This window comes from Actinoplanes derwentensis (assembly GCF_900104725.1).
In the GTDB taxonomy this organism is placed as follows: domain Bacteria; phylum Actinomycetota; class Actinomycetes; order Mycobacteriales; family Micromonosporaceae; genus Actinoplanes; species Actinoplanes derwentensis.
The window spans coordinates 8533029-8559677 of record NZ_LT629758.1 but is presented as its reverse complement, the minus strand read 5'-3'; the positions used below and the strand labels follow the sequence as shown (position 1 = coordinate 8559677).

Genomic DNA, 26649 nt, shown 5'->3' with positions numbered 1-26649 from the left:
CCGGCCGGATGTCGGTCACAATGATCTGGTGACGGACATACCGCGCCGTGCCGCTTCCCGGACGGCAAAGCTCGCCGCGCTTCCGCTTGGTTTTGCCGGGCGTGCTGCGCTGGGCCTCGGCAAACGCGCTGTCGGGATCGCCTCCGACGTCATCTCCGCCGACATCCAGCAGCGCACCGCCGAGCAACTGTTCAGCGTGCTCGGCCAGCTCAAGGGCGGGGCGATGAAATTCGGTCAGGCGCTGTCGGTCTTCGAGGCCGCCATGCCTGAGGAGATGGCCGGTCCCTACCGGCAGGCCCTGACGAAACTCCAGGAGGCCGCGCCGCCGATGCCGGTGGCGAACGTACACAAGGCGCTGGCCGAGCAACTCGGCCCGGACTGGCGTGACCGGTTCGCCGAGTTCGACGACAGTCCCGCCGCCGCGGCCAGCATCGGGCAGGTGCATCGAGCCGTGTGGAAACTGCCACCGGCTCGCCGTAACGCCAAGCCGAAACTGCTACCGGTGGCCGTCAAGGTGCAGTACCCGGGTGCCGGTGAGGCACTGGTCTCCGACTTGAAACAACTGTCCCGGCTGGCCGGCATGTTCAAGATCATTCAGCCCGGCATCGACGTCAAACCGCTGATCGCCGAGCTTCGGGACCGGGTCGTCGAAGAACTCGACTACGAGATGGAGGCGGAGACCCAGCGGACCTTCGCCGCCGCGTACCAGGACGATCCGGAGATCTTCGTCCCTAGGGTCGTCGCCTCCGCCCCACAGATCCTGGTCACCGAATGGGTCGATGGCACACCACTGGCCAAGGTGATCAGCGACGGCACCCGGGAGGAACGCGACGAGGCCGGCCGTCTGATGGCGATCCTGCACTTCTCCGCGCCGTCCCGGGCCGGACTGCTGCACGCCGACCCGCACCCCGGCAACTTCCGGATCCTCCCCGACGGCCGGCTCGGCGTGATCGACTTCGGCGCGGTCGCCCGCCTGCCCGACGGCCACCCCGAACCGATCGGCCGCCTGGTCCGGCTGGCCCTGGCCGGCGAAGCCGCAGCGGTCGTCGACGGCCTGCGCGAGGAGGGTTTCGTCAAAGCCACCGACGATCTCGACCCCGACGCCCTGCTGGAATTCCTGCTGCCGATGATCGAGCCGGTGGCCGCGGACCGGTTCCGCTTCACCCGCGACTGGATCCGCGGCGAGGCCACCCGCCTGGCCAACCCCCGAGGCCCCGGCTACCAACTGAGCCGCAAACTCAACCTCCCCCCGTCCTACCTGCTGATCCACCGGGTGACGCTGGGCTCGATCGGAGTCCTGTCCCAGCTGGAGGCCGAAGCCGCCTACCGTGAGATCCTGGAGAAATGGCTCCCGGGCTTCGCCCCGGTCCCCTGACCGTCGCCCTCCCTCTTTTAGAACACTGATTGACGCCGGACGATCTCAGCATCACCATGCTGGACCCGTCCGGCGTCTTCGACGTACCCGAAAAACTGAAGAACGGCCCGTCCACCGTGGACGGGCCGTTCTTCATGGGGTCGGGAGTAGGGGTCGGGGGTTAGAGCCCGGCGCCGAGGTCACGGGACGTCCGGTTGCGGGCGTCCATGCTGATACGGCGGGCGGAGCGGAAAGCCTCAGGTGCACGGTCACTCTGAGGCCGACGCATTCGGGCTCTGGACAACGCCTCTTGGATGAGTCTCACCTTGGGGGCTCCGTTCGGGGTCATTTCGATGCTCGGCTTTCTTACTTCGATCTGGGCTACGGGGAGGGTTTGCATCTCAGGCCGCCAGACGGACCGAGTTGCGGGTGTCGACGCCGTTCGCGGCGAGCCGCTCCTCGACTTCGACGGCCAGTTCGGCGTCGCGGGCGACGTCGGCCTTACGCGGCCGGCCACGGGGCCGCTTACGCGGAACCACAGCGCCGCGCTCGAAGATCTCGCCTCCCCAGACACCCCAGGGCTCCGCGCGGTCGACCGCACCGGCCAGGCACTCGGCGCGCAGCGGGCAGTCCCCGCAGAGCGACTTGGCCAGCTCCAGCTGGGCCGGGGAGTCGGAGAACCAAAGGTCCGGGTCGAACTTCCGACAGGGCAGGTTTGCCTCGATGTCGACGGTCATGTCGATCGGGGCCAGCGCCAGACTCATAAAGCCCGGTCACCTCTCTCTTCTTCTCGATCTTCTGGATCGCAATTTCGGGTTTACACCGGCGGATTAGCCGGAAAAACATTTGAGGCCGCGGATCCCTTTACGGGTTCCGCGGCCTCGAGGTGAGCCGGTAGGTCTGTTTGTCAGACCGGTCTTCCTCGAGGCGGGGTTCCGCGACCACCATCCGTGTAGCGCTTGCTCGCGATGGAGGCGTTGCTCTTGAACCCAGTGGTGCCCTTGTTTTCATCGATCGCCATCAGGACCGCTTTGCCCAGCTCGGCCTGGACCTGGTGCTCCTGGGAAACCGGCGCCCGCTCAGCAACCAGCAGCGCCACGGGTGCGGCGGCTGCGGGTAGCGAGGCAGACAGAGGCCAGGCAGAAGTCAGCAACATCGACGGTCGCGTTGTCATCACGTTGATCTCCATCTCTGCCACCTCCTCCGTAACCTTGCACTCGTAGTTTTCCCCCGCGAACTTACTGCTCGCCAGGTGTGTTCTGAGGCTATGCCTGCCCTACAGGGGAGGGCAAACGAATTAACGGACTAGTTTTCAAAGTTTTTCTGGTCCAGGTCGGCAGGGTCAGCTCCGGCCACCAGAGCGAAGACCGCGTCGCCGTACTGACCCAGCTTGCGGGGGCCGATCCCGGCGATCGCGAGCAGTTGCGCGGGGTCACTCGGGCGGCGCTCGGCCATGGCCACCAGGCTCGCGTCGGTGAAGACGACGTATGCAGGAACTTTGAGGCCCGCCGCGGTGCTGGCCCGCCACACCTGGAGACGCTCGTGCAGGTCCTCGTCGAGGTCCGACGGGCAGGTGGCGCAGCGGCCCAGTTTGCGATCGGTTCCGGCGAGCAGGGTGGCACCGCAGATCCGGCAGGACGACACCTGCGGGCGCCGGCGGTCGGGTTTCCGACTTCGGTCGGCGGCAGGTGTTTCGGAGGTGGCCGCCGCGGAGGAACCGGTGGTGCGCTGGAGCTGTGGCAGAAAACGGCACGGCCGGCGGGTGCGGCCTCCCGAGGAGCGGGATTGCCCGTACGAAAGCCAGAGCAGTTGACGTGCTCTTGTCACTCCGACATAGAGCAGGCGGCGTTCCTCCTCCAACTGCTCGGCCGTCTTGGCGTAGGTCGTCGGGAGCGTGCCGTCGGCGAGACCGACCAGGAAGACCGCGTCCCATTCCAGGCCCTTGGCCGAGTGCAGCGACGCCAGGGTGACTCCGGCCACCGTCGGCGCGTGCTGCTGCTCGGCACGACGGGCCAACTCGTCGTTGAAGGCGGCGAGGGTGATCTCCCGCTGGACGTGGCCGGCTTCGCCGATCGGCAGGATCTCGGGGACGGCGGCGTATTCCTCGGCTAGCGTGACCAGAGCGGCGAGTGCCTCCCACTGCTCGCGGGCGGCTCCACCGGGTGGGGGCTGGTCCCGGTTCCAGCTGCGCGCGGCCAGGGCTTCCACGACCGCCTCGACCAGTGGAGTCTCGCCGGGGATGGAGCGGACGGCGGCCCGGAGCGCGACCATCGCCCCGCGTACCTCAGATCGCTCGAAGAATCTCTCCGCCCCTCGGACCAGATAGGGGACCTCGGCCTCGGCGAGTGCCTTCTCATACGACTCGGACTGCGCGTTGGTCCGGAAGAGCACCGCGATCTCGTTGGCCGGTGTGCCGGTCGCGATCAGCTCCCGGCACCGGCGGGCCACCGCCGCCGCCTCGCCCTGCTCGTCCGGGAAGATCTTGAGTTCCGGCTCGGGCCCGGGTTTCCGCTGGCCGATCAGCTCCAGGCGCAGCTTGGCCTCGGTGCCGCGGGCCTGCTGGATGACCGCGTTGGCGAGCCCGACCACCTGCGGCGTCGAGCGGTAGTCCCGGACCAGGCGGACCACCACCGCGCCACGCCGCTGGCGCGGGAAATCGATCAGGTACGACGAAGTGGCACCGGTGAACGAGTAGATCGTCTGGCTCGCGTCGCCGACCACGGTGATGTCGTCGCGGCCACCCAGCCAGGCGTCCAGGAGCCGCTGCTGGAGCGGGTTGACGTCCTGGTACTCGTCGACGACGAAGTGCCGGTACTGGGCGCGGATCTGGTCGGCGACGTCGGGGTGCTCCTCGATGCCCCAGACCGCGGCACGCAGCAGATCCTCGAAGTCGATCACGCCCTGCCGGCGTTTGAGTGACTCGTAGGCGGCGAACACCTCGGCGACCCGGGCCGGTTCGTACGGCGGTTCACGCAGCGCCTTGGCCGCGGCCACCACGTACTCCCCCGGCTCGACCAGGGACGATTTGGCCCACTCGATCTCACCGGCGAGGTCCCGGGCAGCCGCGCGGTCGGCGCGGACCCCGGCTCGGGCCGCCGCCAGGCCGACCACCCGGATCTTGCTCTCCATCAGTTCCGGCATCTGCCGGCCTTCGAGCAGTCGCGGCGCGAAGTAGCGCACCTGCCGCAGGGCTGCGGCGTGGAACGTGCGGGCCTGCACCGCGCCGGTGCCGAGCCCGGTGAGCCGGGCCCGCATCTCGGCGGCGGCTCGTGCGGTGAAGGTCACCGCGAGCACGTGCCGGGGGCTGATCTCGCCGGACAGCGTCCGGTACGCGATCCGGTGTGTGACCGCCCGCGTCTTGCCCGTCCCCGCACCGGCCAGGATGCAGACCGGGCCGGCCGGAGCGGTGACCGCCGTCCGCTGGTCCGGATCCAGTCCGGCCAGTACCCCTTCAGTCCGCACGGTAGGGAATCATGACACCCTCGTGGGGTGTTGTGCTTGTCAGCCGCACCACCGTGTGACCTGTATCGAAGGAGTTCTGACCGATGCTGACCATGTACTCGACGTCCTGGTGTGGGTACTGCCACCGGCTCAAGTCGCAGCTCGACCGCGAGGGCATCGCCTATGACGTGGTCGACATCGAGCAGGACGAGGTCTCGGCCGAGTTCGTGCGCAGCGTCAACGGCGGTAATCAGACCGTGCCGACTCTGAAGTTCGAGGACGGCTCGGCGCTGACGAACCCGTCGATCGTCCAGGTCAAGCAGCACCTCGCCGCCATCGCGGCCTGATCATGTGAAAAAGGCCGACCCATCGGGCCGGCCTTTTTCATGAGTCCTTACGGAATCAGCGCCGGGATGCTCGAGTCGAGCAGGCCCCGCTCCTTGAGCGCGCCGTAGAGCGGCACCTTCTCAGGGAAGTGACCCCACTGGTGGTCGCCGTCACCGTTGCCGAACGCGCCGAGCAGCTGCTTCTGCACGTCGTTCAGGCCCGCCCACTCGGGACGGGTCGGCAGGTCGGCGACCTCGTCGCGGATGTTGATCCAGCGCGGGGTGTAGCCGAAGAAGGCGCCGACCCGAGTGATGTCGGAGAAGTTGTCCGACCGCGCGTGCCAGATACGGCGGTCGAAGACCACCAGGTCACCGGGGTTCGCGGTGATCTGGGTCGCGCCCTCCGGCTGCGGCCACGGGACGCCACGACTCGGCGGGCCGGGCAGCCAGTTGGACTTGTGGCTGCCCGGGAGAACGGTGAAGTTACCGCGCCCGGTCTCGCTCACGTCGGAGAACCAGTACGCCAGCTTGACGGAGAGCATCGGCCGCGGGTCGGTCTCGATCTCCCGGTTCTGCCGGCCGCCGTCCTGGTGCCAGTGCCACCAGTCCTTCGGCTTCTCGTTGATCTTCGGGTGCACGTCGATGTGGGAGTGGTAGACGTGGATGTTCCACCCGAGAAGTGACCAGATGTACTTGAACGCCTTCGGGTGATCCAGCAGGAACGCCAGCTCAGGAACCCCAGCGATGGGGGAGAGTTGGTGCAGAGCCCCCGTAGGCCCGAGCGTCCCGTCTCGCTTGCCCTTCTCGTACGCCCCGAGAATCGCGGTCCGGCCGACCTCGATCTCGCTCTCACTCAGCACCGACGGCACGACGATGTAACCGTCGCGGTCGAACGCCTCCCGCTCGTCCGCGGACATGGGCGTCCACGCCGGCGCCTCCACCTGAGTCATCAGGTCCCCTCTCGTCTTTGAAGTGAAGACGCGACGGACCCCCGAATCGGTTGCTCCCTAATCGGAAAAACTTTCTTGATCTTCCAGGAGCCACTTCTGGATCAGGTACGAGGCGATCGAGGAACCCATCGGCAGGGTCCTCGGATCGTCACCGGCGATCATCTTCGCGACGGTCTCCCGGGAGAACCAGTGCGCCTCGTCGATCTCCTCCGGTTCCAGGCGCAGCGGCTGCTCCGGGTCGGCGACACCGAAGAAACCCAACATCAGAGATCCCGGGTACGGCCATGCCTGACTGCCCTCGTAGCGGACCTCGGAGAGGTGGACACCGACCTCCTCGTGGACCTCCCGGGCGACCGCGGCCTCGGCCGATTCACCGGCCTCGACGAACCCGGCCAGGCAGGAGAACCGACGGCTGCCGTCGGGGCTGGCCGGCCAGGCGGCGTTGTGCCCGAGCAGGCAGCGCCCGCCCGGACCGGAGACCCCGTCGTGCACCAGAATGATCATCGCCGGGTCGGTCCGGGGCCACATCATGGCGCCGTCCTCGTCGACCCGCGCCCAGCCCGCCTCCACCGGCCGCGTCGGTTTCCCGGTCCGTGGTGAGAACCGATGCGACCGGTGCCAGTTGCCCAAGGCCACCGCAGTGGTCAGCACGCCGGTGTCGCGGGCGTCGAGCAGGTGCCCGACCTCCCGCAGCGCCCGCCCGCCGTCGAGCGGGGCGTCGACGGCCCAGATCGGGGTGCCGGCCGGGTCGACGCCGAGGAACCAGCGATCACCGTCCGGTGCCTGCGGCGGCGCCACCAGGACGAGTGCGGCACCGCCGTCCGGGCGATCGGCGATCAGGGCCCGCCCGCCCTTGGCCAGGTCCACGATCAGGACCTGACCGCGATCCCAGGCGGCGGCGAGCCAGAACTCGTCCTTGCGGTGTTCGGCCGCGCGGTCGAGGGTGGTGCGGGCGAGCGGTGGGGCGCTCGGCTGGTCGGAACTAGTCACGCTGCGCTGCGCTCCACGACGGTCAGGGCGGAGAGCTGTGCCTCGATCTTCTCGGCGTCGCCGAGGACCACGGTCACCGCGCGAGACGGGGCCAGATATTTCGCGGCCGCCGCGGCGACCTCCTCGCGGGTGGCCGCGGCGAGAGCGGCCGAGTGGTCCCGGAGGAACTCGAGGCGGAGGCCGAAACCGGCGTACATGCTGGCCAGACCGGCCAACCCGCTTTGGGTGGACATGCCGAGCCGGAGGGTGCCGAGGGCGTACCGGCGGGCCTGCTCCAGTTCCTCCGCACCGGGCGGGAGGCTCGCGATGCGGCCCAGTTCGTACTGCGTCTCCAGCAGCGACGGGCCGGTCACCTCGGTGGCCACCTCGGTGGCGGCGACCAGGGCGGAACCGGCGACGTAGTGGTCGACCGACGAGTACGAACCGTACGTGTACCCCTTGTCCTCGCGGATGTTCTCCGTCCAGCGGGACGAGAAGTAGCCGCCGAAGACCAGGTTCGCCAGACTGAACGCGGCGTAGTCGGGATCGGTGCGGACCAGCGCGGGCAGCGCGAGCCGCAGCGACGACTGGACCGAACCGGGCCGGTCGACCAGCAGCAGCGGGCCGGTCTCCAGCACCGGGGTGGGCGGGATACTGCCGTCCGGGGCGCTACCGGTCCAGCCGCCGAGCACCTTCTCCGCGGTGTCGATGGCCTGGTCCGGGTCGATGTCGCCGACCAGCACCAAGACCGCGCCGGCGGGCCGGATCCGGGCGGCGTGCAGCTCGCGCAGCGCCTCCTGCTCGACGCCGCGGACCTGGTCGGGTGCGGGGGTCTGCACGGCGTACGGGTGGGTGCCGTACATCCGCTTGAGCAGGGCCACCCGGGCCAGGTGGGACGGCTGACTCAGGGCGACCTGGATGTGGTCGGTCAGGCGGTCCCGCTCGACCGACACCTCGTCGGCCGGGAAGGTCGCGTCGGTGAGCACCGAGGCGAGCAGTTCGAGCGTCCGGTCCAAGCCGTCGGCGAGCGCGTTGCCGGTGATCAGCAGACGGTCCGGGTCGACCCCGGCGGCCAGGCTGCCACCGACGGCCTGCAGTTCGGCGGCGATGTCGATGCTCGACAGGCCGCTGGTGCCGGTGAAGAGCGCGTGGGACAGCAGGGTGGCCGGGGCGAGCGGGGCCCGTCCGAACGGGATCCGCAGCCGCACCTCGACCAGCGGCACCGCGGACCGGCGGATCGCGATCACGGTGAGGCCGTTGGAGAGGGTGCGCTCGCGCTCGCGCGGCAGGTTCAGCTCGGCGTCCGGCACCAGGTCCGGCAGGGTCTTACTCGTCATGCGCTGGCTCCCGGGATCACTTCGACACTGGCACGGTTCTCGGGCCGCAGGCTGGCCGCGGCGGTGGCGACCTGCTCCGCGGTGACCTCACTGATCAGTCTCGGCAGGTCGTTGAGCAGGCCGGGACGGCCACGCTGAAGCTCGAGGACGGCCATCGGCTGGGCCCGGCCGAGCACCCCGTCGGTCTCGTGCAGCAGGTTGGTCGCCATTCGGGCCTGGGTGCGGTCCAGTTCACCGGGCTTGAGGCCGCCGGTTGCCAGCCGGTCGAGTTCCTCGTCGACGGTGCGGAGCACCTTGTCCACGTCGCCGCCGGGCGGCAGGTGGGCCTGGAGCAGCAGTGCCGTCGGGTTGCGCACCTGGTACTCGTCACCCATGAAACCGAGGTAGCCGCCCAGGTTGGTGGCCGAACGGTCCCGCTGGACCAGGCGTTCCACCAGCCGGGAGGCGTCGCCGTCGGTGAGCACCTCGGCCAGGACGGCGAACGGCAGGTAGGCGTCGAAGGAGCCGATCGGGTCCGGGACGCGCCAGGCCGCGGCCACCGCGGGCAGCGGGGCGATGCGGTCCGTGTACGACTCCCGGCGCTCGGCGGTCGGGCCCGGCTCGTCGAAGTCGGGCAACTCCGGGGCGGGACGGGCCGGGACATCGCCGAAGTGGCGCTCGATCATCGTGATCGCCTCGGCCACCTCGAAGTCACCGGTGACCGAGAGGACGGCGTTGCCGCAGGCGTAGTAGCGGTCGAAGAACTCCTGCGCGTCCCGGACGGTGGCGCTCTCCAGGTCGGTGAAGGAGCCGTAGCCGTCGTGTGCGTTGGCGAACGTCTCGAACAGCACCGGCGGCAGCTTGAGCCACGGGAACCCGCCGTACGGCCGGTTCAGCACGTTGACCCGGATCTCCTCCTTGACCACGTCGATCTGGTTGCGCAGGTTCTCCTCGGTCAGACGTGGGCCGCGCATGCGGTCGGCCTCGAGGAACAGCGCGCGTTCGAGGCCACCGGTGGGCAGGACCTCGAAGTAGTCGGTGTAGTCCAGGTGGGTGGAACCGTTGAAGCTGCCTCCGGCGCCCTGCACATGGCGGAAGTGCGCGAGTTTCTCGAGGTTCTCCGAGCCCTGGAACATCAGGTGCTCGAAGAGATGAGCGAAGCCGGTCCGGCCTTCTGGTTCGCTGCGGATGCCGACGTCGTAGACGACGGCCACTCCGACGACCGGGGCGCTGCGATCCGGGGACAGGACCACGCGCAGACCATTGCCGAGAGTCAGCCGCTCGACCGGGTATTTCGTCGCGGGGATCTTGATTTTGGGCGCCACGATACGAATCTAGCCGACTGATCTGCGTAGTCGAGCGACGACGCCGAGTAAAAACATCGATATCCGGCGCGAGTGTCATCCCCGTCACTCCAACGGTTGATCCGCTGTTCGAAACATCCCGAAAGACGACCCGATGCCGGATTCCATATCGCGAACCGGGGTTGACGCACCAAACCCATATGATCCAGTATTCCCATCCAACAGATAGGTAAAGCGAAGTATCCGGGGAAGGGGCGGTGCGACGTGTATGTCTCGGCTCGCACGGACTACGCCGTCCGCGCGATGCTCGCGGTCACCGCGGAGCATCCTCGTCTGGTCAAAGCCGCCGGGCTGGCGGCCGCCCAGGAGATCCCGCTGAGCTTTCTGCAGGGGATCCTGCTCGATCTGCGCCGCGCCGGGCTGCTGCACAGCCATCGCGGTGTGGACGGTGGGTACGCCCTGGCCCGTTCGGCTGAGGAGATCACCGTCGGCGACGTCGTCCGTGCTGTCGGGGGCGCCCTCACCACCGTCCGCGGGCTGCCCACGTCCACGGCGATCTATCACGGTGCAGCGACGGCGCTGCACGACGTGTGGATCGCCGTCGAGGCGGCCATCGAGGGTGTAGTCGACCACCGAACCCTGGCCGAACTCTCCAGAACCTCCATTAGAAGAAATTGATCTAGGAGTGAGCATGAGCTCCCGCACCCTCCGTGCGCTCGCCCTTGCCTCGGCCGCCGTGGTGGCCACTACCGCCCTGGCCGCCTGCGGTTCCGACGACGAGACGACCGCCGCCGCGGGCTCCGGTTCCGGCGAGGCGTCCACCATCAAGCTGGGATACTTCCCCAACATCACTCACGCCCCCGCGCTGGTCGGTGTGAACAAGGGCCTCTTCGCCGAGAAGCTGGGCACCACCAAGCTCGAGGCGACCACCTTCAACGCCGGCCCGGCGGCGATCGAGGCACTGCTCTCCGGCGCGATCGACGCCACCTACATCGGCCCGAACCCGGCGATCAACGGCTGGTCCAAGTCCAAGGGCGAGGCGCTGAAGATCATCGCGGGCAGCACCTCGGGCGGCGCCGGCCTGGTCGTCCGGGAGGGCATCAACTCCGCGGCGGACCTCAATGGCAAGAAGATCGCCACCCCGCAGCTGGGCAACACCCAGGACGTCGCACTGCGCGCCTGGCTGAAGTCGAACGGCCTGAACGTCGACACCAGTGGCGGCGGCGACGTCTCGGTCCTGCCGCAGGACAACGCGACCGCCGTGCAGGCCTTCGCGCAGGGCACCATCGACGGCGCCTGGGTGCCGGAGCCGAACTACAGCAAGCTGATTCTCGAGTCGAAGGCCAAGGCGCTGGTCGACGAGAAGACGCTGTGGCCGAACCAGGAGTTCGTCACCACCCACCTGATCGTCAGCCAGAAGTTCCTCAAGGAGTACCCGGGCACCGTCAAGAAGCTGCTCGAAGGCCACATCGCCGCGGTGTCCTACATCAAGGACAACAACGCCGACGCGCAGAAGGCCGCGAACGCCCAGATCGAGACCCTCACCAGCAAGCCGCTGAAGGACGAGATCCTCACCGCCGCGTTCGCGAACCTGAAGTTCACCTACGACCCGATCGCGTCCTCGCTCTTCACCAGCGCGAAGAACGCCGAGAGTGTCGGCCTGCTCGACCCGGTGGACCTCAAGGGCATCTACGACCTGGGCCCGCTGAACGAGCTGCTGAAGGCTGCCGGCCAGCCCGAGGTCAGCGACGGCGCGGCTTAAATCCAACAGCGAAGGACGGAGGCGAGCATGAGTACGGTTGTCCGGATCGATGACGTCACCAAGCAGTACGGTTCGGGGAGCAATGCTCTGCTCGCCCTCGACCACGTCTCGCTGGAGGTCGGCAAAGGGGAGTTCGTCTGTCTCCTGGGCGCCTCCGGCTGCGGCAAGAGCACACTGCTCTCCCTGGTCGCCGGCCTCGACAAGATCACCAGCGGCACTCTGGACATCGGCGGGCGGCACGTCGCGCTGATGTTCCAGGAGGCCGCTCTCTTCCCCTGGCTCTCGGTGGCCGGCAACGTCGAGCTGCCGCTGAAACTTCAGGGTGTGGGCCGCGCCGAGCGCAGGAAACGGGCCCTGGAACTGCTGGAGATCGTCAGGCTGACCGGTTTCGGCGACAAGCGACCGCACGAGCTGTCCGGTGGCATGCGGCAGCGGGTCGCACTGGCCCGGGGTCTGGCCCAGAACGCCGACGTGCTGCTGATGGACGAGCCGTTCGGTGCGCTCGACGCGATGACCCGCGACATCCTGCACGACGAGCTGGAGCGGATCTGGCGCGAGCAGGAACTGACTGTTCTCTTCGTCACCCACAACGTCCGCGAAGCGGTCCGCCTCGGCGACCGGGTGGTCCTGCTGAGCAGCCGCCCCGGCCGGGTCATCGAGGACTTCAAGATCGATCACCCGCGCCCCCGGCGCATCGACTCCCCCGAGGTCTCCGGCCAGGCCGCCGAGATCACCGACCGGCTCCGCGCGGAGGTCGCCCGCCATGCCCACTGAATTCCCCAGCGCGCGGGCCGGCCTGGAAGGCGCCCTCCAGCCGGACGCCTTCCCGATGCCGGAGAAACCGAAGGACCCGGACCTCGACGCCGCCGACCGGATCAGCGGCCTCGACGCCCTCGAGCTCGGTCCCAAGAAGGACAAGGGCGCTTTCGGCAGGCGCGCCTGGAGCGCCACCTGGCCGAAACTGCTCGCCATCGCGATCGTCATCGGGATCTGGCAGCTCGTCTACCTGTCCGAATGGCGGCCGGCCTACGTCTTCCCGGCACCGCTCGACGTCTTCACCGAACTGGGCGAGCTGGTCACCGAGCCGAAATTCTGGGACGGCGTACGCCTGACCATGACCCGGGCCATCACCGGTTTCGCGCTGGCCGTGGCGATCGGCACGCTGATCGGTGCGGCGGTCTCCCGGTTCACCCCACTGCGCGCCGCGATCGGCTCGCTGATCACCGGCCTGCAGACCATGCCGTCGATCATGTGGTTCCCGCTGGCCATCCTGCTCTTCCAGCTCGGCGAGGAGGCGATCCTCTTCGTGGTAGTCATCGGTGCCGCGCCGTCGGTGGCGAACGGCCTGATCAGTGGCATCGACTACGTGCCGCGCACCTGGCTGCGGGTCGGCCAGGTGATGGGCATGAAAGGCCTCGCGAAGTACCGGCACCTGATTCTGCCGGCGTCGCTGCCGTCCTTCGTCTCCGGGCTGAAGCAGGGCTGGGCCTTCTCCTGGCGCAGTCTGATGGCCGGTGAGCTGCTGGTCATCGTGCCGGGCACGGTGTCGATCGGCGTCCGGATGCAGACCGCCCGGGACCTGAACGACGCGGTGTCGGTGCTCGCCTACATCATCGTGGTGCTGGTCATCGGCATCCTGGTCGACCAGTTCTTCAACACCGCCGACCGCGCCCTGCGCAAGCGCTGGGGCCTGACCGGCAGTTAGATCAGATCGGGCGGACCGACTTCAGGACCTCGTTCACCACGTAGTCGAACTGGCGGTGGGTGCTCGGGACGGAGACGTACAACACCGCCGCTGTGGGTTTTCCGACGTCGATGACCGCCACTGCGGAATATTCCGAGGTGGCGGTCAGCCCTGGTTCCCGGAAGTGCAGCCGGAACTCGCTCACCCAGGCCGGCCGGCCGCCCAGCGTGGTCAGCTCGTCCCGGATCGGCTCCAGCCGGTTCGGCTGCGGGTAGTACTCGGCGCGTACGTCCGCCGACACCTGCTGACCGACACACTCCAGGTCCAGGGTGAAGGCGTCGTTGTCAGCCGCCGGGACCGCCGCGGACAGGATCGACGCGTGGTAGCTGCCACCGGCGTAGACCTCGGTGACGAAATGCTGGCCGACCCGGTAGGGCACCTGGAGCGTGCCCGCGTTCCACGTCTCGGTCCAGGGTGTCCAGGGTGCGCTGTACTCCTTGTAGGAGATACCGGCGGCCTCGTCCACCGTCCGTGCCCCGGAGACCGGTGCCTGCGTGCTCGGCGCCGTACTGCCGGGTGCGACGCTCGGTGCCGGGCAGGCCTGTGCCAGCGGAGGCCGCAGATCGGCCGGGCCCGCCGCCCGCTCGCCGAACGGATCGCCGTCCCCACCGAGGATCACGACCAGCAGCACGGTCAGCCCGATCGCGACGATCGCACCGGCCACCCCACCGAAGATCATCAACTGCCGCCGGCGATGCGGTGGCCGGTCCGGCGAGGGCGGTTCCGGAACAACGGGTGGTTGCGGCGATTGCTGGGGTACGCCGTACGACGTGACCGTTCCCGACGACCAGTTCCCGCCCGGCCGCTGCCAGGACGAGGGGTACGGGTTCGGTGCGGACATGCCACCTAGTGAACACCACGAGCGCCGTCACCGCTGTCGTGCCCGTCTCCGGGCGACCCACCCCTCACGGCCTGCCCGGTTCCCAGGAACTTCGGTTACCGTGCTGCCATGGAACTGGTGTATCCCCCGGTCGTCGCCTTGGCCAAGACGATGTTCCGCGTGCTCGACAACGGCATCGTCGTCGAAGGCGCCGAGCACATCCCCTCAAGCGGCGGGGCGGTGCTGGCCAGCAACCACTCGAGTTACCTCGACTTCATCTACTGCGGTTTCGGTGCCCAGCCCGCCAAACGGCTGGTGCGTTTCATGGCGAAGAAGCAGGTCTTCGACCACAAGATCAGTGGTCCGCTGATGCGCGGCATGCGGCACATCCCGGTCGACCGCAAAGCCGGCGCCGCCGCCTTCAACCACGCCATCGACGCGCTGCGTTCCGGTGAGATCGTCGGGGTCTTCCCGGAGGCGACGATCAGCGAGTCCTTCACCATCAAGGCGCTGAAATCAGGTGCCGCCCGGATGGCTGTCGAAGCCGGGGTGCCGCTGATCCCGATGGCGGTCTGGGGCCCGCACCGGCTCTGGACCAAGGGCCGCAAGAAGGAGCTGACCAAGCGGCACATCCCGGTCATCATCAAGATCGGCGAGCCGATCCCGGTGGCCGCCGGCGCCACACCCGAGGCGCTCACCGCGACATTGAAACAACGGCTGACCGTTCTGCTCGACGAGGTCCAGCAGGAATACCCGGACAAGCCCGCCGGGCCCGACGACACCTGGTGGCTGCCCGCACACCTCGGTGGCTCGGCGCCGCTGCCGCCCAACTCCGCCAGTGCGGTCTGACCGTCACCGATCACTCCCGCGGTCTGACCACCGATCGCCTTCGCGGTCTGACCACCGGTCGCCGAAGCCCCCGGCGCTCTCGCGTCTCGGGGGCTTTCGTGTTCCGGGAACTGCTGCGGCGCCGCACCCTCAACGGGAGCGGCGCCGAGCTCTCACACGCTGCCGGCCGTGCGCGACGGCCGAAGATCAGACGCGAATCAGATGACCTGGATGTTCGCGGCCTGCGGGCCCTTCTGGCCCTGGGTCACCTCGAACTCGACACGCTGGTTCTCCTCCAGAGCCCGGTAGCCGGACATCTGGATCGCGGAGAAGTGGGCGAAGACGTCGGCGCCGCCGTCGTCCGGGGTGATGAAACCGAAGCCCTTGTCAGCGTTGAACCACTTCACAACACCGGTAACCATGCTCGTCTCCTCGACGATCGATCGCCCCCGACCACTATGGACGGGAACGAGGTAGTAAGACCCGCGTTCTGTGGGTCTCGTGCTGTCGTACTGATCGCCCGCACCGGACAAGCCCGGGTTACGACAAAGAGCGCCTGGGGCAGACTTCCCCACAGGCGCTCCTGAGTACTTGGGAACCAAACTGACAACGCGGAAAGCCTAGCACGCGAAAGGAGGCCCGGAAGTGCTCGGACAGCACGTGGCGCAGCAGCTCAAAGCCGCCGGATTAGCCTGGAAACCACAGGTCGGAGACCGTTTCGCCATCCCGGATCGGGACCTGGACGACGAGTCCTTCGTACTCAGCGACATGACGATCCAGGTGCACGATCGCCCGGAGGGGCTAATCATCGGCTTCAACGGAACCACTGAATGGGCCCTCGACGATGTGGACCTCGACGAGGCCCTGTGGCTGCCCCGCGAAGACCAGTTGCGGGCACTACTGGGCGGCACGTTCCGGTCGATGCACAAAACCAAAGACACCTATTCGGTACGGACGGAGCTGCTCGATCACGAACACGTGTTCACCGCCCCGGACGCCGACGAGGCTTACGCCGCGGCCCTCCTCCACCTCCTCGGCGCAGTGGCCTAACCCTGTCCCCCGCAGCGACAGCCCCGGGTGCCGCCTTCTCAGGTGCGAGGGTCTATGGCACGGTCTCGGCTGCTCGGGTCATCGGGACTCCGCGGGGATCTCCTCGATCAGTGCCGCCAGCCCGGCCGCGTCCATCAGGTCCGCCGGACGGACCGTGACCTGTTCCCGCACGTAGTGGAAACCGGCCCGGACCTTGCGCACCGGCACTCCGGCCAGCGAGGCCCAGGCGATCCGGTACGCCGACAACTGCACCGCAGCCGCCTCCGCCTCCGCACCCGTCGGCCGGCGGCCGGTCTTCCAGTCGATCACGTCGAACCGGCCGTCCGGATCGGCGTAGACCGCGTCCATCCGCCCCCGGACCACCACGCCGGCCACCGTCGTCGCGAACGGGACCTCCACCTCCACCGGGGCCCGATCCGCCCACTCCCCGGTCAGGAATGCCTCCTGAAGTGCCGACAGCTCCTCGTCCTCGGCCGCGTCGTCATCGGCCGCACCCGGAAGCTCGTCGACATCGATCAACCGGACCGCACCGAACCGCTGCTCCAGCCAGGCGTGAAAGGCCGTACCACGGCGAGCCTGCGGTGCCGGACGCTGCGGCAACGGGCGACGCAACGACCGGGCCAGCGCCTGCGGGTCCCGCCGCAACACCACGAGCTGCGACACCGACAGGTGCCCGGGCACCACCACTTCGATCGGCCCGTCCCGCCGGGACCGTTCCGCCCGCTCGGCCAACAGCAGCTTCGCCTCCCGCCGCCAGCGAGCGATATCCGGATCCTCAGCCGCGGCAACCCGATCCGCCGCCTCAACCTCAGCCAGCAACTCCGCCCTCGCCTCCAGCTCCGCCGGATTTGTCGCATGGTGAGGTGGGGTTCGATCCGCACCCGAACTCACCACGCGATCCACGCGATCCACCTCGGGCTCGTCGGGATCGGCCAGGCCGACCAGGTCGGCGGCCAAGCCCGCGCGGGCCGCCACCTCCGGATCGGACGCCGCGAGATCGGCGAAGGCCTCCGCCGCGGACACGTCCGGGTTCTCGATCATGCGGCGGATCAGGTCGGCAGCCGCCGCCATCGCCGGGCGGCGCAGACCCAGCGGATCGGACGGCCACTCGGCGGTCGCCACCACCTGATCGCTCGGATTCGTGTCGCCCGGCGCCGGTTCCGGGGTCCAGGCGGCGACCACCCCGGCACCGTCCGCGCACACCGCCCGGATCTCGTCGAGGAAGACCGACGGGCCGCGCGGACGTTTCACCCCGTCCCCCCACCAGTAGCCGGAACAGAGCAGCAGCCGTCGCGGGCGGGTCACCGCGACATAGGCCAGCCGCCGTTCCTCCCGCTCGTCGTGCTCCCGCCAGGAACGGGTGAAAGCGGCCACCGCCCCCGCCACGTCCTTCTGCTCCATCGCGTCCGACAGGTCCAGCACCGGCAGCCCGTCCGCGTCGCCCCGCAACGGGAACGGCAGAACCCCGATCCCGCCGAGGAAATGGTCGGAGGACCGGGCCTGCCCCGGCCAGACTCCCCGGCACAGTCCGGCGGCCGAGACGACGTCCCATTCCAGGCCCTTCGCGGCGTGCGCGGTCAGGATCTGCACGGCACCCTCGACCACGTCGACCTGGCCCGGTTCCAGTCCGCGCTCCTCCTCTTCGGCAGCGGCCAGGAAGGCCAGGAACCCGGCGACCGTGCCGGTCTCGTTCTCGGTGATGTACCGGGTCGCGGCCTCACCGAGCGCGTCCAGATGGCCCCGGGCCAGGCCGGCGTCACCGGCCGCCCAGCCACGTACCGCCACCTCGACGTCCAGTCCGATGGTCCGTTCGATGTCGGCGAGCAGGTCCGGCAACTGCTGGTCCAGGCGGCGGCGCAGGGCGGCCAGCTCCCGGCCGAACGCCAGCAGACGAGGATGACCGTCCGGTGAGTACAGACCGGGCGGACCCAGGTCGGCCATCGCCTCGACCAGGGTCGCGTCGTCCAGCCGGTCCGTGGTCACCGCCTCCGGTTCGTCAGCCGGCCGGGCCACTCGCGCCGCCGCGATCTGCCGCGCCCGCCGGTGCAGGGCCACCAGATCACGCGGGCCGATCCGCCAGCGGGCCCCGGTCAGCAGCCGCAACAACGACGCCCCGTCGGTCGGATCGGCGAGCACCCGCAACGTACAGATCACGTCCCGCACTTCCGGGGTGTCCAGCAGACCACCCAGACCGACCACCTCGACCGGCAGGCCCCGAGCCCGCAGCGCCTCCTCGATCGCCGGGATCTGACTGCGTACCCGGACCAGGACCGCGCTGGTCGGACGGTTCTCCAGCGGAATCTCGCCCGGCTGCGCCGACGGCATCCCGGCGACCAGACGCCAGGCGGTCAGCATGGTGTCGGCGATCCAGCCGGCCTCTTCGGCGTACGTCGGGAGCAACGCACACGTCACCGTCCGCCCGCCCACCGCGGCGGCCGGTCGCGACGACGCCTCCAACTCGATCACCTGGGCGCGGGCCCGCAACGGGGCCGAGATCGTGTTCGCCACCCGCAGGATCTCCGGGCGGTTGCGCCAGCTCCGGCTCAACGTCCGTACCCACGCCGGATGCCCTTCGCTGTCCCGGAACTCCTCGGGGAACCGTTCCAGGGTAGCCGCCGACGCACCCCGCCAGCCGTAGATCGACTGGCACGGGTCACCCACCGCGGTCACCGGATGGCCGCCGCCGAACAGGTTGTTCAACATCGTCACCTGGGCGTGGCTGGTGTCCTGATATTCGTCGAGCAGCACGATCCGGAACCGGCCACGCTCGATCGCACCGACCTGCGGATGATCCCGCGCCACCAACGCCGCACGGGCCATCTGGTCGCCGAAATCCATCGCCTCCAGATCGAGTTTGCGCTTCTCATAGAGCCGGACCAGAGGCAGCAGGGTGAGCCGACCCTGCTGCCGGCGCAGCACCTCGGTGACGTCCTTGTAGACGCGGCCCGGAAACTCCTGCACGTCCGCGAAGAACCGGCCGGTCCAAGCCGCCAACTGGTCCGCGCCGACCAGATGCTCCGCCAGTTCACCGGAGAGCGCCAGCACATCGTCGGTGACCGTGCCCGGCGCGCGATTCAGACCGGTCATCTCGCCGGTGTACGTCCGGACCAGCGAATCCACGATCTGCCAGCGGGCCGCCTCGGTCAACAGTCGCGCCGACGGCTCGAACCCCGCCCGCAGTCCGTGCTCGGTGACGACCCGGGCGGCGTAAGCGTGATAGGTCGACACCGTCGCCTCACCCGCCAGCGCGTCGTCCCGGCCCAACCGGGAGGCCAGCTGACTCAACCGGGTCCGGACCCGGTGCGACAACTCGCCGGCGGCCTTCCGGGTGAACGTCAGGCCGAGGATCTCGCCGGGATGGGCGTACCCGTTCGCGACCAGCCACACCACCCGCGACGCCATCGTCTCCGTCTTGCCCGAACCGGCACCCGCCACCACCAGCAGCGGCTGCACCGGCGCCGCGATGATCGCCTCCTGCTCAGCGGTCGGCTCCGGCAACCGCAGAAGACGGGCCAGCTCGCGTGGCGTGAACCTGGGACCGGACCTGGCAGTTGTCGTCATGACGGTTCCACCACCTGCCGGCCCTTGCCGGAGATCGGGCAACTAGTCCGGACCGGGCACACCCGGCAACGGCTGTTCGCCACCGCGGAGAACGTGGACGCCGCCATCGCGGCCGCCGTCCGGCGCACCATCCCGTCCGCCCACTGCGGATCGGTCGCCTCCGTCAACGGCAACTGCATCTGCTCCCGAGCGTCCTTCCCCGGCCCCAACTGCACCAGCGCCGCACCGCCGGTCTCCCGGCCCCAATCGTCGAACGCGCCCGCGTCGACCGCCGCCTGATAGCCACCGAGCTGCGCGTTCTCCGCCACATCAGCGGCCGAGACAGCTGTCGTCTTACCCGTCTTCAAGTCGATGACGACGAGCCGGCCCTCCTCATCCACCTCCAGCCGATCCACCCGGCCGGTCAACTGAATCGGATTCCGCTCGTCCTCCAGCATCACCGTGAACTCGTGCTCGATCGCCAGCAGCCGCCGCGGATTCACCGCCAGCCAGCGCAACAACTTGTCCACCATGGCCTGGGCACGCTCCTGCTCCGGGCCGGCCAGCCACTGCGCGGCCAACTCGATCGAATCGAACCGGGCCGACACGTACTCCACCAGCTTCTCCCGGTCCGCGTTCGCGTCCTCCGCCAACATCGCCGCCGCATGCACCAGGTTGCCGATCCCCTGCGCCGGACCGGCCGGAGCCGCGCCACCGTGCCGCTCCAACAACCAGCGCAGACTGCAGCGCAACGCACTCTCCATCGACGACGGCGTCACCTTGACCGGCCGGCCCTCGTCGATCAGCGGCCGGTCGTCGGAGAGCGGCCGCAGACCCCACCACTCGTCCGGATGCGCCCCCGGCACCCCCGCCGCGGCCAGCCGCGCCAACTCAGCCGCCGCGGCCCGCCGCCGGCCCGGCGTCTCCACACTTCCGATCACGACGGTACGCAGCTCAGCCACCAGCGACGCCAACGTCAGAGCCCGCGGTGGACGGCCCACCGGAAGCGCCCCTTCAGAGCCGTCCGAGTCGGATGCATCCGGCCGGCCGGCCTCGTCCGGCTCGGGTTCGGCATCGCTGCCGACGGGTGCCTCTCCGGCTGTCGGACGGATCGGATCGGGAAGGACACCGGACACGCCGGACTCACGGAAGTCCGTGTTCGGCGCGGCTCCGGGGCCGTCAGCACGTGAATGCTTCGGGACGTCGTGAGCAGGGTGGTTCGGGTCAGTGGATCCGCCGCCGTCAGGGTGGTTCGGGGTGGACGGGCCGGCGGGTGGTGGGCGGTTCGGGTCGGGTGGGCCGGTGTCCCACGGGTCAGAACCAGGGGGGAGACCGCCGGGGCCGTCGCCGGGGCGGCGGATCGGGGTGGCCAGTTCGGTCAGGAAGCGGCTGGGCTGTTCCTCGCCCAGTTGGCCGCCGACGCCGGATGAGGAGACGGCGGTCGCTACCAGGCGGTGGCGGGCTCGGGTCACCGCCACGTAGAAGAGACGGCGCTCCTCGTCCAGCAGGGCCGAAGTCTCCGCGATGACCGCCTCCGGACCGGAGGCGGGGCGGCCCGCCAGGACGTCGACCAGGCGTTCCGAACCGAGGAGACTGCCGCGAAGGCGCAGGTCGGGCCAGAGTCCCTCCTGGACTCCGGCCAGGATGACGACGTCCCATTCCAAGCCCTTCGCCGCGTGGGCGGTGAGCAGGCGGACCGCCTCGCCACGGTCGGCGCTCGGAGCTATCGAGTCGGCGGGCAACTCCTGGCCCAGGACATGATCGAGGAACACCCCGACACCCGCGCCCGGAAGCCGGTCGGTGAACCGGGCCGCCGCGTCGAACAGCACCACCATGGCATCCAGGTCGCGGTCGGCGGCCTCGGAACGCCACTCCCGGGCTCGGCCGGAGTCACGCTGGTCCGGCATCGGGACATTGCCGGTACTCATCGCGAACCAGCGGTCGTGCAGTCCGCTCTCCTGCCAGACCGTCCACAGCACCTGCTCGGCGGAGGCACCCGGCAGCGCGGCCGCCTCCCGGGCCACCGTGATCAACCGCGCGATCATCTGGGCGGGCCGGGCCCACCGGCGTTCGACCAGGTCCAGGCCGACCGGGTCCCGAACCGCGTCGACCAGCAGATCACCGGACGACCGCCGGTCACCGGCCGAGACCGCGAGCGCCCGCAGCCCCTGCCGAAGTCGCCGTTCGGCCAGCGGGTCGGCACCACCGAGCGGTGAATGCAGCAGGGCCACCGCCGATTCCTCGGTCAGCACCGCCGGGTCGACCGCACACCGCAACAACAGCAGGAACGGCGCCACCGCCGGTTGCAGGTGCAACGGCAGATCCTCGGAATGGATCACGGTCGGCACCCCGGTCGCGGCCAGAGCCCGCAACACCGAAGGCTGCTGCAACGAGGCGGACCGCATCAGAACCGCCATCCGGGACCAGGGCACCCCATACAGCAGGTGTGCTTCACGCAGCACATGCGCGATGTAGGCGGCCTCCGCAGCCGTCGACCGGAACGTCCGCACCACCGCATCCGGCACCAGCCCGAACTCGGTCCGCCCCGGCGCCCCATCGGCCTCACCGCCAGCCGTCACCCCACTCATGGCCGTCACTTCACCCACGGCCGGCGCCTGATCTCCGGCCGACGTCTGATCTCCGCCCAGCGCCTCGCCCTCGGCTGACGTCTCACTCACGGCCGGTGCCCTACTCGCGGCCGACGCCTCACCAACAGTCGCCGCACGGCCTTCACGATCGACTGGCTCGGCGGCCATCGCGAAATCACTGACCACCGCTGGGACTGCCGTTTCAGAAGCCGCAGGCAAGGCTCGCCCGATACCTGCCAGCGCCTGTCGATCATCATCAGCCGAACCATCGACCGCGGCCACGGGCTCGCCTGACGGTCGGAGAGCAGCGGTGGAGGGCGCTCCAGGCATCTCGGACGCAGGTGCATCGATGCCAGGCAGCTCAGGTGAGCCAGGGACGGACGAACCGGGAGTGGGTGGTCCCGAGGCGGGTGAGCCGGGGGCGGGCAAGCCGGGGGCGGGCGGGGTGGGTGGCTTGGGTGGGTGCATGGATCGGTGGGTGATGGGGCCTCGCATGCGGCGGGCCACTCGGGTGGTGGCGGTCAGAAGGGGTGGGGCCGCTCGGTAGTTGGTGTGCAGGACGACGGTTGGGGCGGGGGCACCGGACGGGGTGCGGAACGTTGTCGGGAACGTGGTCACGGCGGTGGGGTCGGCGCCTCGGAAGCCGTAGATGGAGGAGTCGGGGTCGGCGAAAGCCACCAGAGGCTTGCCGCCGCCGATGACCAGGGTCAGGAGTTCGATCTGGGCTGGGTCGGTCTCGGCCAGCTCGTCGACGTAGACGTGGTCCAGGCGGCGGCGCTCGGACTCCAGCAGGATCGGGTCGTCGGCCAGCAGGCCGGAGGCGGCTCGGACCAGCTCGGCGGGGTCGTAGGCGGTCGAACCTCGGGTGGTGACGTCGCGGAGGGTCAGGACCGCGACGTACTCCCGGAGGAAACGGGCTGCGGCCGGCCAGTCGTCGCGGCCCAGGCGCTCGCCGAGGCGGGCCAGTTCGACCGGGCCGACGCCGCGCTCGGCGGCGCGCTGCATCAGGTCGCGCAGTTGCTGGGCGAACGCCCGGGTGGGCAGTGCGGGGCGGAGTGCGTCGGGCCAGCCGATCGTGTCGGGGGCCTCGGGGTCGCCGACGGCGGACAGCAGCTCTCGGATGATCAGGTCCTGCTCGGGGCCGGTGAGCAGGCGCGGGGACGGCTCGCCGCGCTCGGCGGCGGCCCGGCGGAGAAGGCCGAACGCGTAGGCGTGGAAGGTCCGCACCAGGGGCTCGTGGACGATTCGGCCGGGGTCTCCGGCGATCCTGGCCTCGATGCGGTCGCGGAGTGCGGCAGCACTGCGGCGGCCGAAGGTGAGGACCAGGACGCGCTCCGGGTCGACGCCCTCGGTGATGCGGGCGGCGACCGACTCGACAAGCATCGAGGTCTTGCCGGTGCCGGGACCGCCGAGCACCAGCAGCGGGCCCGCGGTGTGGCCGATGACGCGGCGCTGGACCGGGTCGGCCGGTAGTTCGGGCAGGACCGGGCGGGGGCGGCGGACCAGGCGGTAGTTCGCCGGCCGGCGCACCGGAGGAGGAGGGACCGGCGTGCTCACGGCATCAATGAGAGCACGCCGGTATGACGTTGTTTCCGGCCAGCGGCCGCCTCGGTCCCGGATTCACACCCGAGCAGCCCGCTGCGCGGTCACTTGTGGTGCGGATCGCACCACGAGTGACCACCCGGGGAAGAACGCGGACGGCGACCGGGACGCGAAGGGCGAAGCCGGTGAGGCGGCGGGTGACCGACCACGGTCGCCGGCTGGCACCGCAAATGGGTGACCGGTCGGCGTGGTGGGGGTTGGTGGGTGGCCTGGAGTGGCGCATTCGGCCCGGCGGTCGTGGGGCGGCCTGGAGTTTCGCCTGTCTCGCGTGATGCCACGGGAGGTGTGGTTCGGCGAGGGAGGTGACGTCCGTACCAGAGGCTATTGCTCTGCTGGGCTTGCCGTTCCCGACGCCGCGCCGGAAGGGGGACGCGGCCCCGCGGCCAGGGTCTTCTCGATCAGGTCCACGGCTTCCGGGACGGTGCGGGCCACCAGCAACAGGTCCATCGCGGCGGGGCGGACGAACTTCTGGTCGGTGAGGGTGCCGAGCCAGTGCAGCAGGCCGTCGTAGAAGCCGTCGGGATCGAGAAGGATCAGTGGTTTGCGGTGGACGTCGAGGGTGGCCGTGGTCCAGACCTCGAACAGTTCGTCGAGGGTGCCGAGGCCGCCGGGGAGGGTGATGAAGGCGTCCGAGCGGTCGATCATCACGTTTTTGCGGTCGGCCATGTCGCCGGTGACGATCAGTTCGTCGGAGGCCTCGTCGGCTACCTCCAGGTCGACCAGGTACTGCGGGATGATGCCGAGGGTGTGGCCGCCGGCGGCTCGGGCGCCTTCGGTGACGGTGCCCATCATGCCGACCCGGCCGCCGCCGGAGACCAGGGTGTGGCCGCGTTCGGCCAGGTGCCGGCCGGTTTGTGCGGCGAGGTCGAGCCAGCGCTGTTCGAGGGTGGTGGAGGAGGCGCAGAAGACGCAGATCGCGGCCATGTCACTCCTCGCCGTGGGACTGGTCGGCGTCCATGATGATGCGGACGGCTTCGGCGACGTCGTCGGTGACCTGGATGAGGTCGAGGTCCGCGGCACTGATCTTGCCGTCGTCGAGCATCCGGGTCTTGATCCAGTCGAGGAGACCGCCCCAGTACTCGGTGCCCATCAGGATCACCGGGAAGCGGGTGACCTTCTTCGTCTGGACCAGGGTGATCGCCTCGAACAGCTCGTCGAGGGTGCCGAAGCCGCCGGGAAGGACCACGAAGGCCTGGGCGTATTTCAGGAACATGGTCTTGCGGACGAAGAAGTAGCGGAAGTCGATGCCGACGTCGACCCAGCGGTTGAGGCCCTGTTCGAAGGGCAGCTCGATGCCGAGGCCCACCGACAGGCCACCGGCCTCGGTGGCACCCCGGTTGGCCGCTTCCATCACGCCGGGGCCGCCGCCGGTGATCACCGCGTAGCCGTGTTCGGCGAGGGCGGCACCGAGGCTCTCGGCCAGCTCGCACTCGAAGCTGTCGGGGGCGCTGCGGGCCGAGCCGAAGACGCTGACCGCGGGTGGCAGATCGGCGAGGGTGTCGAAGCCCTCGACGAACTCGGACAGTATCCGCAGGGCGCGCCAGGCGTCCTTGGTCTTCCACTCCTCACGGTTCTGCGAATCGAGCAGTTTCTGATCGGCCGTGCTCGGCGGAATCGAGTCGCGACGCAGGGTGACCGCCCCGCGGTGACGCTCCCGGGGTCGCCCGTTGGTGCTCTCCGTCATGCCACAAAGGTAGTGCGGATGCCCGGTACCCGGTGAATAACCGGGTCCGTTTCGGTAAGAGGATTGCGAGCAGTAGACCTTTTTGCCAGATTGAAGCAACACATCGGCTCCCCAAGAAGGAGCGACCATCGTGACGAATCGACACCAGCGCCTCCGGATGCAGCACCGGATACGGCTGGTTCTGGAAGAACGGCGCGCGGCCTTCGCGGCCCGCGACGCCGAACCCGCCGTTGACCTGGAGGTGACGATGGAGATCCCGCCACCGCAGCGCGCGGTGGGTAGAGTCACGGTTCGTTACTAGGGCGCCAGCCATCGGTACAGGGTGGCGGCCCCGTCCCGGATCTTCCCGATCTCGACGTGCTCGTCGGGTGCGTGCGCCAGCGACGGGTCGCCGGGGCCGTAGTTGAGGGCCGGGATGCCGAGGGCGGCGAACCGGGACACGTCGGTCCAGCCCAGTTTGCCGGACGGTTCGATGCCGACGGCGGCCAGGAACTCGCGGGCCGGTGCCGCGTTCAGACCGGGCAGGGCGCCGGGGGCCGAGTCGGTGACCACCAGTTCGTAACCCTCGAAGACCTCGTGCAGGTGCTCCAGGGCCTGCTTCTCCGAACGGTCCGGGGCGAACCGCAGGTTGACCTTGACGACGCACTCGTCGGGCACGACGTTGCCGGCCACCCCACCGGAGATGCCGACCGCACTCAAGCCCTCCCGGTAGGTGCAGCCGTCGATGGTGACGGTCCGTGGGCGGTAGCCCTCCAACCGGCGCAGCACCTCACCGGCGGCGTGGATGGCGTTGACGCCGCGCCACGATCGAGCGGTGTGCGCCCGGCGGCCCTTGGTGCGGATCTCGACCTGCATGGTGCCCTGGCAGCCGGCTTCGACCGCGCCGTACGTCGGTTCGAGCAGCACCGCAAAGTCGCCCCGTAGCCATTTGGGGTGCTCGGTGGCGACCAGGTTGAGGCCGTTGAACTCGGAAGCGATCTCCTCGGCCTCGTAGAAGAGATAGGTGACGTCGTAGATCGGGTCGGGCAGGGTGACCGCCAGGTGCAGGGCGAGTGCGACGCCGCCCTTCATGTCGGAGGTGCCGCACCCGAAGATCAGGTCGTCGACGACGGTGGACGGCAGGTTGCCGCTGATCGGGACGGTGTCGAGGTGCCCGGCCAGGATCACCCGCTGGTCACGGCCCAGTTTGGTGCGTGCCATCACCGTGTTGCCGAGGCGGCGGACGCTCAGGTGGCTGACCTCGCGGAGGACGTCCTCGACGTGATCGGCGATCACCTTCTCGTCGCGGGACACGGACTCGACATCGACCAGGGTGCGGGTCAGCACGACCGGGTCGAGCAGCACGTCCGGGGTAAGCGGGTTGGCCATGTC

24 protein-coding genes are annotated in these 26649 nt (G+C 69.4%); 10 read left to right on the top strand and 14 right to left on the bottom strand.

What is annotated here, in order from left to right; all coding sequences use genetic code 11:
• The first annotated feature begins 28 nt into the window (after positions 1–28).
• Together BLU81_RS38225 and BLU81_RS51695 are read left to right on the top strand one after the other, a co-directional pair.
• The gene (locus tag BLU81_RS38225) at positions 29–1375 is read left to right on the top strand and encodes an ABC1 kinase family protein (RefSeq protein WP_092552783.1); all 1347 of its coding nucleotides are present in this window, start codon (positions 29–31) and stop codon (positions 1373–1375) included.
• A 29-nt stretch (positions 1376–1404) separates the two neighbouring features.
• Positions 1405–1539 (top strand): hypothetical protein, encoded by a 135-nt coding sequence (locus tag BLU81_RS51695; RefSeq protein ID WP_269460953.1) that lies wholly within the window; start codon positions 1405–1407, stop codon positions 1537–1539.
• Between the two features lie 216 nt (positions 1540–1755).
• On the opposite strand, the gene BLU81_RS38220 is transcribed toward BLU81_RS51695, so the two are convergent.
• The 3 genes from BLU81_RS38220 to BLU81_RS38215 form a co-directional block, all read right to left on the bottom strand.
• Complete coding sequence (locus tag BLU81_RS38220; RefSeq protein ID WP_092552780.1) at positions 1756–2118, bottom strand: WhiB family transcriptional regulator; 363 nt, start codon at positions 2116–2118, stop codon at positions 1756–1758.
• A 143-nt stretch (positions 2119–2261) separates the two neighbouring features.
• Complete coding sequence (locus BLU81_RS48840) at positions 2262–2543, bottom strand: hypothetical protein (RefSeq protein ID WP_157751973.1); 282 nt, start codon at positions 2541–2543, stop codon at positions 2262–2264.
• A gap of 116 nt (positions 2544–2659) precedes the next feature.
• Positions 2660–4816: an ATP-dependent DNA helicase UvrD2 gene (locus BLU81_RS38215; protein WP_092552778.1), complete on the bottom strand. Its 2157-nt coding sequence runs from the start codon at positions 4814–4816 to the stop codon at positions 2660–2662.
• A gap of 83 nt (positions 4817–4899) precedes the next feature.
• Here BLU81_RS38215 and BLU81_RS38210 point away from each other — a divergent pair, with 83 nt between their 5' ends.
• Complete coding sequence (locus BLU81_RS38210) at positions 4900–5142, top strand: mycoredoxin (RefSeq protein WP_092552775.1); 243 nt, start codon at positions 4900–4902, stop codon at positions 5140–5142.
• 47 nt (positions 5143–5189) lie between these two features.
• On the opposite strand, the gene BLU81_RS38205 is transcribed toward BLU81_RS38210, so the two are convergent.
• Genes BLU81_RS38205 through BLU81_RS38190 form a run of 4 tightly spaced genes read right to left on the bottom strand, consistent with a single transcriptional unit; the run spans position 5190 to position 9681 of the window.
• Positions 5190–6071: a phytanoyl-CoA dioxygenase family protein gene (locus tag BLU81_RS38205; RefSeq protein ID WP_092552772.1), complete on the bottom strand. Its 882-nt coding sequence runs from the start codon at positions 6069–6071 to the stop codon at positions 5190–5192.
• Positions 6072–6128: 57 nt separating this feature from the next.
• On the bottom strand, positions 6129–7061 hold the full coding sequence (gene nudC, locus BLU81_RS38200; RefSeq protein WP_092552769.1) for an NAD(+) diphosphatase: 933 nt from the start codon (positions 7059–7061) through the stop codon (positions 6129–6131).
• The gene (locus BLU81_RS38195; protein ID WP_092552766.1) at positions 7058–8377 is read right to left on the bottom strand and encodes a M16 family metallopeptidase; all 1320 of its coding nucleotides are present in this window, start codon (positions 8375–8377) and stop codon (positions 7058–7060) included. Before BLU81_RS38195 ends, nudC begins: the two co-directional genes overlap by 4 nt.
• On the bottom strand, positions 8374–9681 hold the full coding sequence (locus BLU81_RS38190) for a M16 family metallopeptidase (RefSeq protein WP_092552763.1): 1308 nt from the start codon (positions 9679–9681) through the stop codon (positions 8374–8376). Before BLU81_RS38190 ends, BLU81_RS38195 begins: the two co-directional genes overlap by 4 nt.
• Before the next feature lie 243 nt (positions 9682–9924).
• Here BLU81_RS38190 and BLU81_RS38185 point away from each other — a divergent pair, with 243 nt between their 5' ends.
• The 4 genes from BLU81_RS38185 to BLU81_RS38170 are packed head-to-tail and all read left to right on the top strand — an operon-like array spanning position 9925 to position 13127.
• On the top strand, positions 9925–10338 hold the full coding sequence (locus BLU81_RS38185; RefSeq protein WP_092552760.1) for an RrF2 family transcriptional regulator: 414 nt from the start codon (positions 9925–9927) through the stop codon (positions 10336–10338).
• 13 nt (positions 10339–10351) lie between these two features.
• Entirely contained in the window at positions 10352–11422 is a 1071-nt protein-coding gene (locus BLU81_RS38180) for an ABC transporter substrate-binding protein (protein WP_092552757.1), read from the top strand.
• Between the two features lie 27 nt (positions 11423–11449).
• Positions 11450–12196 carry an ABC transporter ATP-binding protein gene (locus BLU81_RS38175; RefSeq protein WP_092552754.1) on the top strand — a complete coding sequence of 249 codons (747 nt, stop codon included), beginning with the start codon at positions 11450–11452 and terminating at the stop codon, positions 12194–12196.
• Positions 12186–13127: an ABC transporter permease gene (locus tag BLU81_RS38170; RefSeq protein ID WP_092552750.1), complete on the top strand. Its 942-nt coding sequence runs from the start codon at positions 12186–12188 to the stop codon at positions 13125–13127. The genes BLU81_RS38175 and BLU81_RS38170 overlap by 11 nt, the downstream gene beginning before the upstream one ends.
• 1 nt (position 13128) lies before the next feature.
• Here BLU81_RS38170 and BLU81_RS38165 read toward each other — a convergent pair whose 3' ends face one another.
• The gene (locus BLU81_RS38165) at positions 13129–14007 is read right to left on the bottom strand and encodes a hypothetical protein (protein WP_092552747.1); all 879 of its coding nucleotides are present in this window, start codon (positions 14005–14007) and stop codon (positions 13129–13131) included.
• Between the two features lie 108 nt (positions 14008–14115).
• Between BLU81_RS38165 and BLU81_RS38160 the strand changes: the two genes are divergently transcribed.
• Positions 14116–14835, top strand: coding sequence for a lysophospholipid acyltransferase family protein (locus tag BLU81_RS38160; protein WP_092552744.1), 720 nt, complete (start codon positions 14116–14118; stop codon positions 14833–14835).
• A gap of 197 nt (positions 14836–15032) precedes the next feature.
• Here BLU81_RS38160 and cspE read toward each other — a convergent pair whose 3' ends face one another.
• Positions 15033–15236, bottom strand: coding sequence for a transcription antiterminator/RNA stability regulator CspE (cspE, locus tag BLU81_RS38155; RefSeq protein ID WP_043533476.1), 204 nt, complete (start codon positions 15234–15236; stop codon positions 15033–15035).
• 223 nt (positions 15237–15459) lie between these two features.
• Here cspE and BLU81_RS38150 point away from each other — a divergent pair, with 223 nt between their 5' ends.
• Complete coding sequence (locus tag BLU81_RS38150; RefSeq protein WP_092552741.1) at positions 15460–15864, top strand: pilus assembly protein CpaE; 405 nt, start codon at positions 15460–15462, stop codon at positions 15862–15864.
• A 78-nt stretch (positions 15865–15942) separates the two neighbouring features.
• Here BLU81_RS38150 and BLU81_RS38145 read toward each other — a convergent pair whose 3' ends face one another.
• From BLU81_RS38145 to BLU81_RS38130, 4 genes are all read right to left on the bottom strand, one after another.
• Positions 15943–19425 (bottom strand): ATP-dependent helicase, encoded by a 3483-nt coding sequence (locus tag BLU81_RS38145; RefSeq protein ID WP_092552738.1) that lies wholly within the window; start codon positions 19423–19425, stop codon positions 15943–15945.
• Positions 19422–23549, bottom strand: a complete 4128-nt coding sequence (locus BLU81_RS38140) for a PD-(D/E)XK nuclease family protein (RefSeq protein WP_092552734.1) — start codon at positions 23547–23549, stop codon at positions 19422–19424. The genes BLU81_RS38145 and BLU81_RS38140 overlap by 4 nt, the downstream gene beginning before the upstream one ends.
• 366 nt (positions 23550–23915) lie before the next feature.
• Positions 23916–24518 carry an LOG family protein gene (locus tag BLU81_RS38135; protein ID WP_092552731.1) on the bottom strand — a complete coding sequence of 201 codons (603 nt, stop codon included), beginning with the start codon at positions 24516–24518 and terminating at the stop codon, positions 23916–23918.
• A gap of 1 nt (position 24519) precedes the next feature.
• Positions 24520–25278, bottom strand: a complete 759-nt coding sequence (locus tag BLU81_RS38130) for an LOG family protein (protein WP_092552728.1) — start codon at positions 25276–25278, stop codon at positions 24520–24522.
• Between the two features lie 130 nt (positions 25279–25408).
• On the opposite strand from BLU81_RS38130, the gene BLU81_RS48835 reads away from it, so the two are divergent.
• Positions 25409–25579 carry a hypothetical protein gene (locus tag BLU81_RS48835; protein ID WP_157751972.1) on the top strand — a complete coding sequence of 57 codons (171 nt, stop codon included), beginning with the start codon at positions 25409–25411 and terminating at the stop codon, positions 25577–25579.
• Here BLU81_RS48835 and dapE read toward each other — a convergent pair.
• On the bottom strand, positions 25576–26646 hold the full coding sequence (dapE, locus tag BLU81_RS38125) for a succinyl-diaminopimelate desuccinylase (protein WP_092552725.1): 1071 nt from the start codon (positions 26644–26646) through the stop codon (positions 25576–25578). The two genes, BLU81_RS48835 and dapE, sit on opposite strands and share 4 nt — an antisense overlap.
• Between the last annotated feature and the right edge of the window lie 3 nt (positions 26647–26649).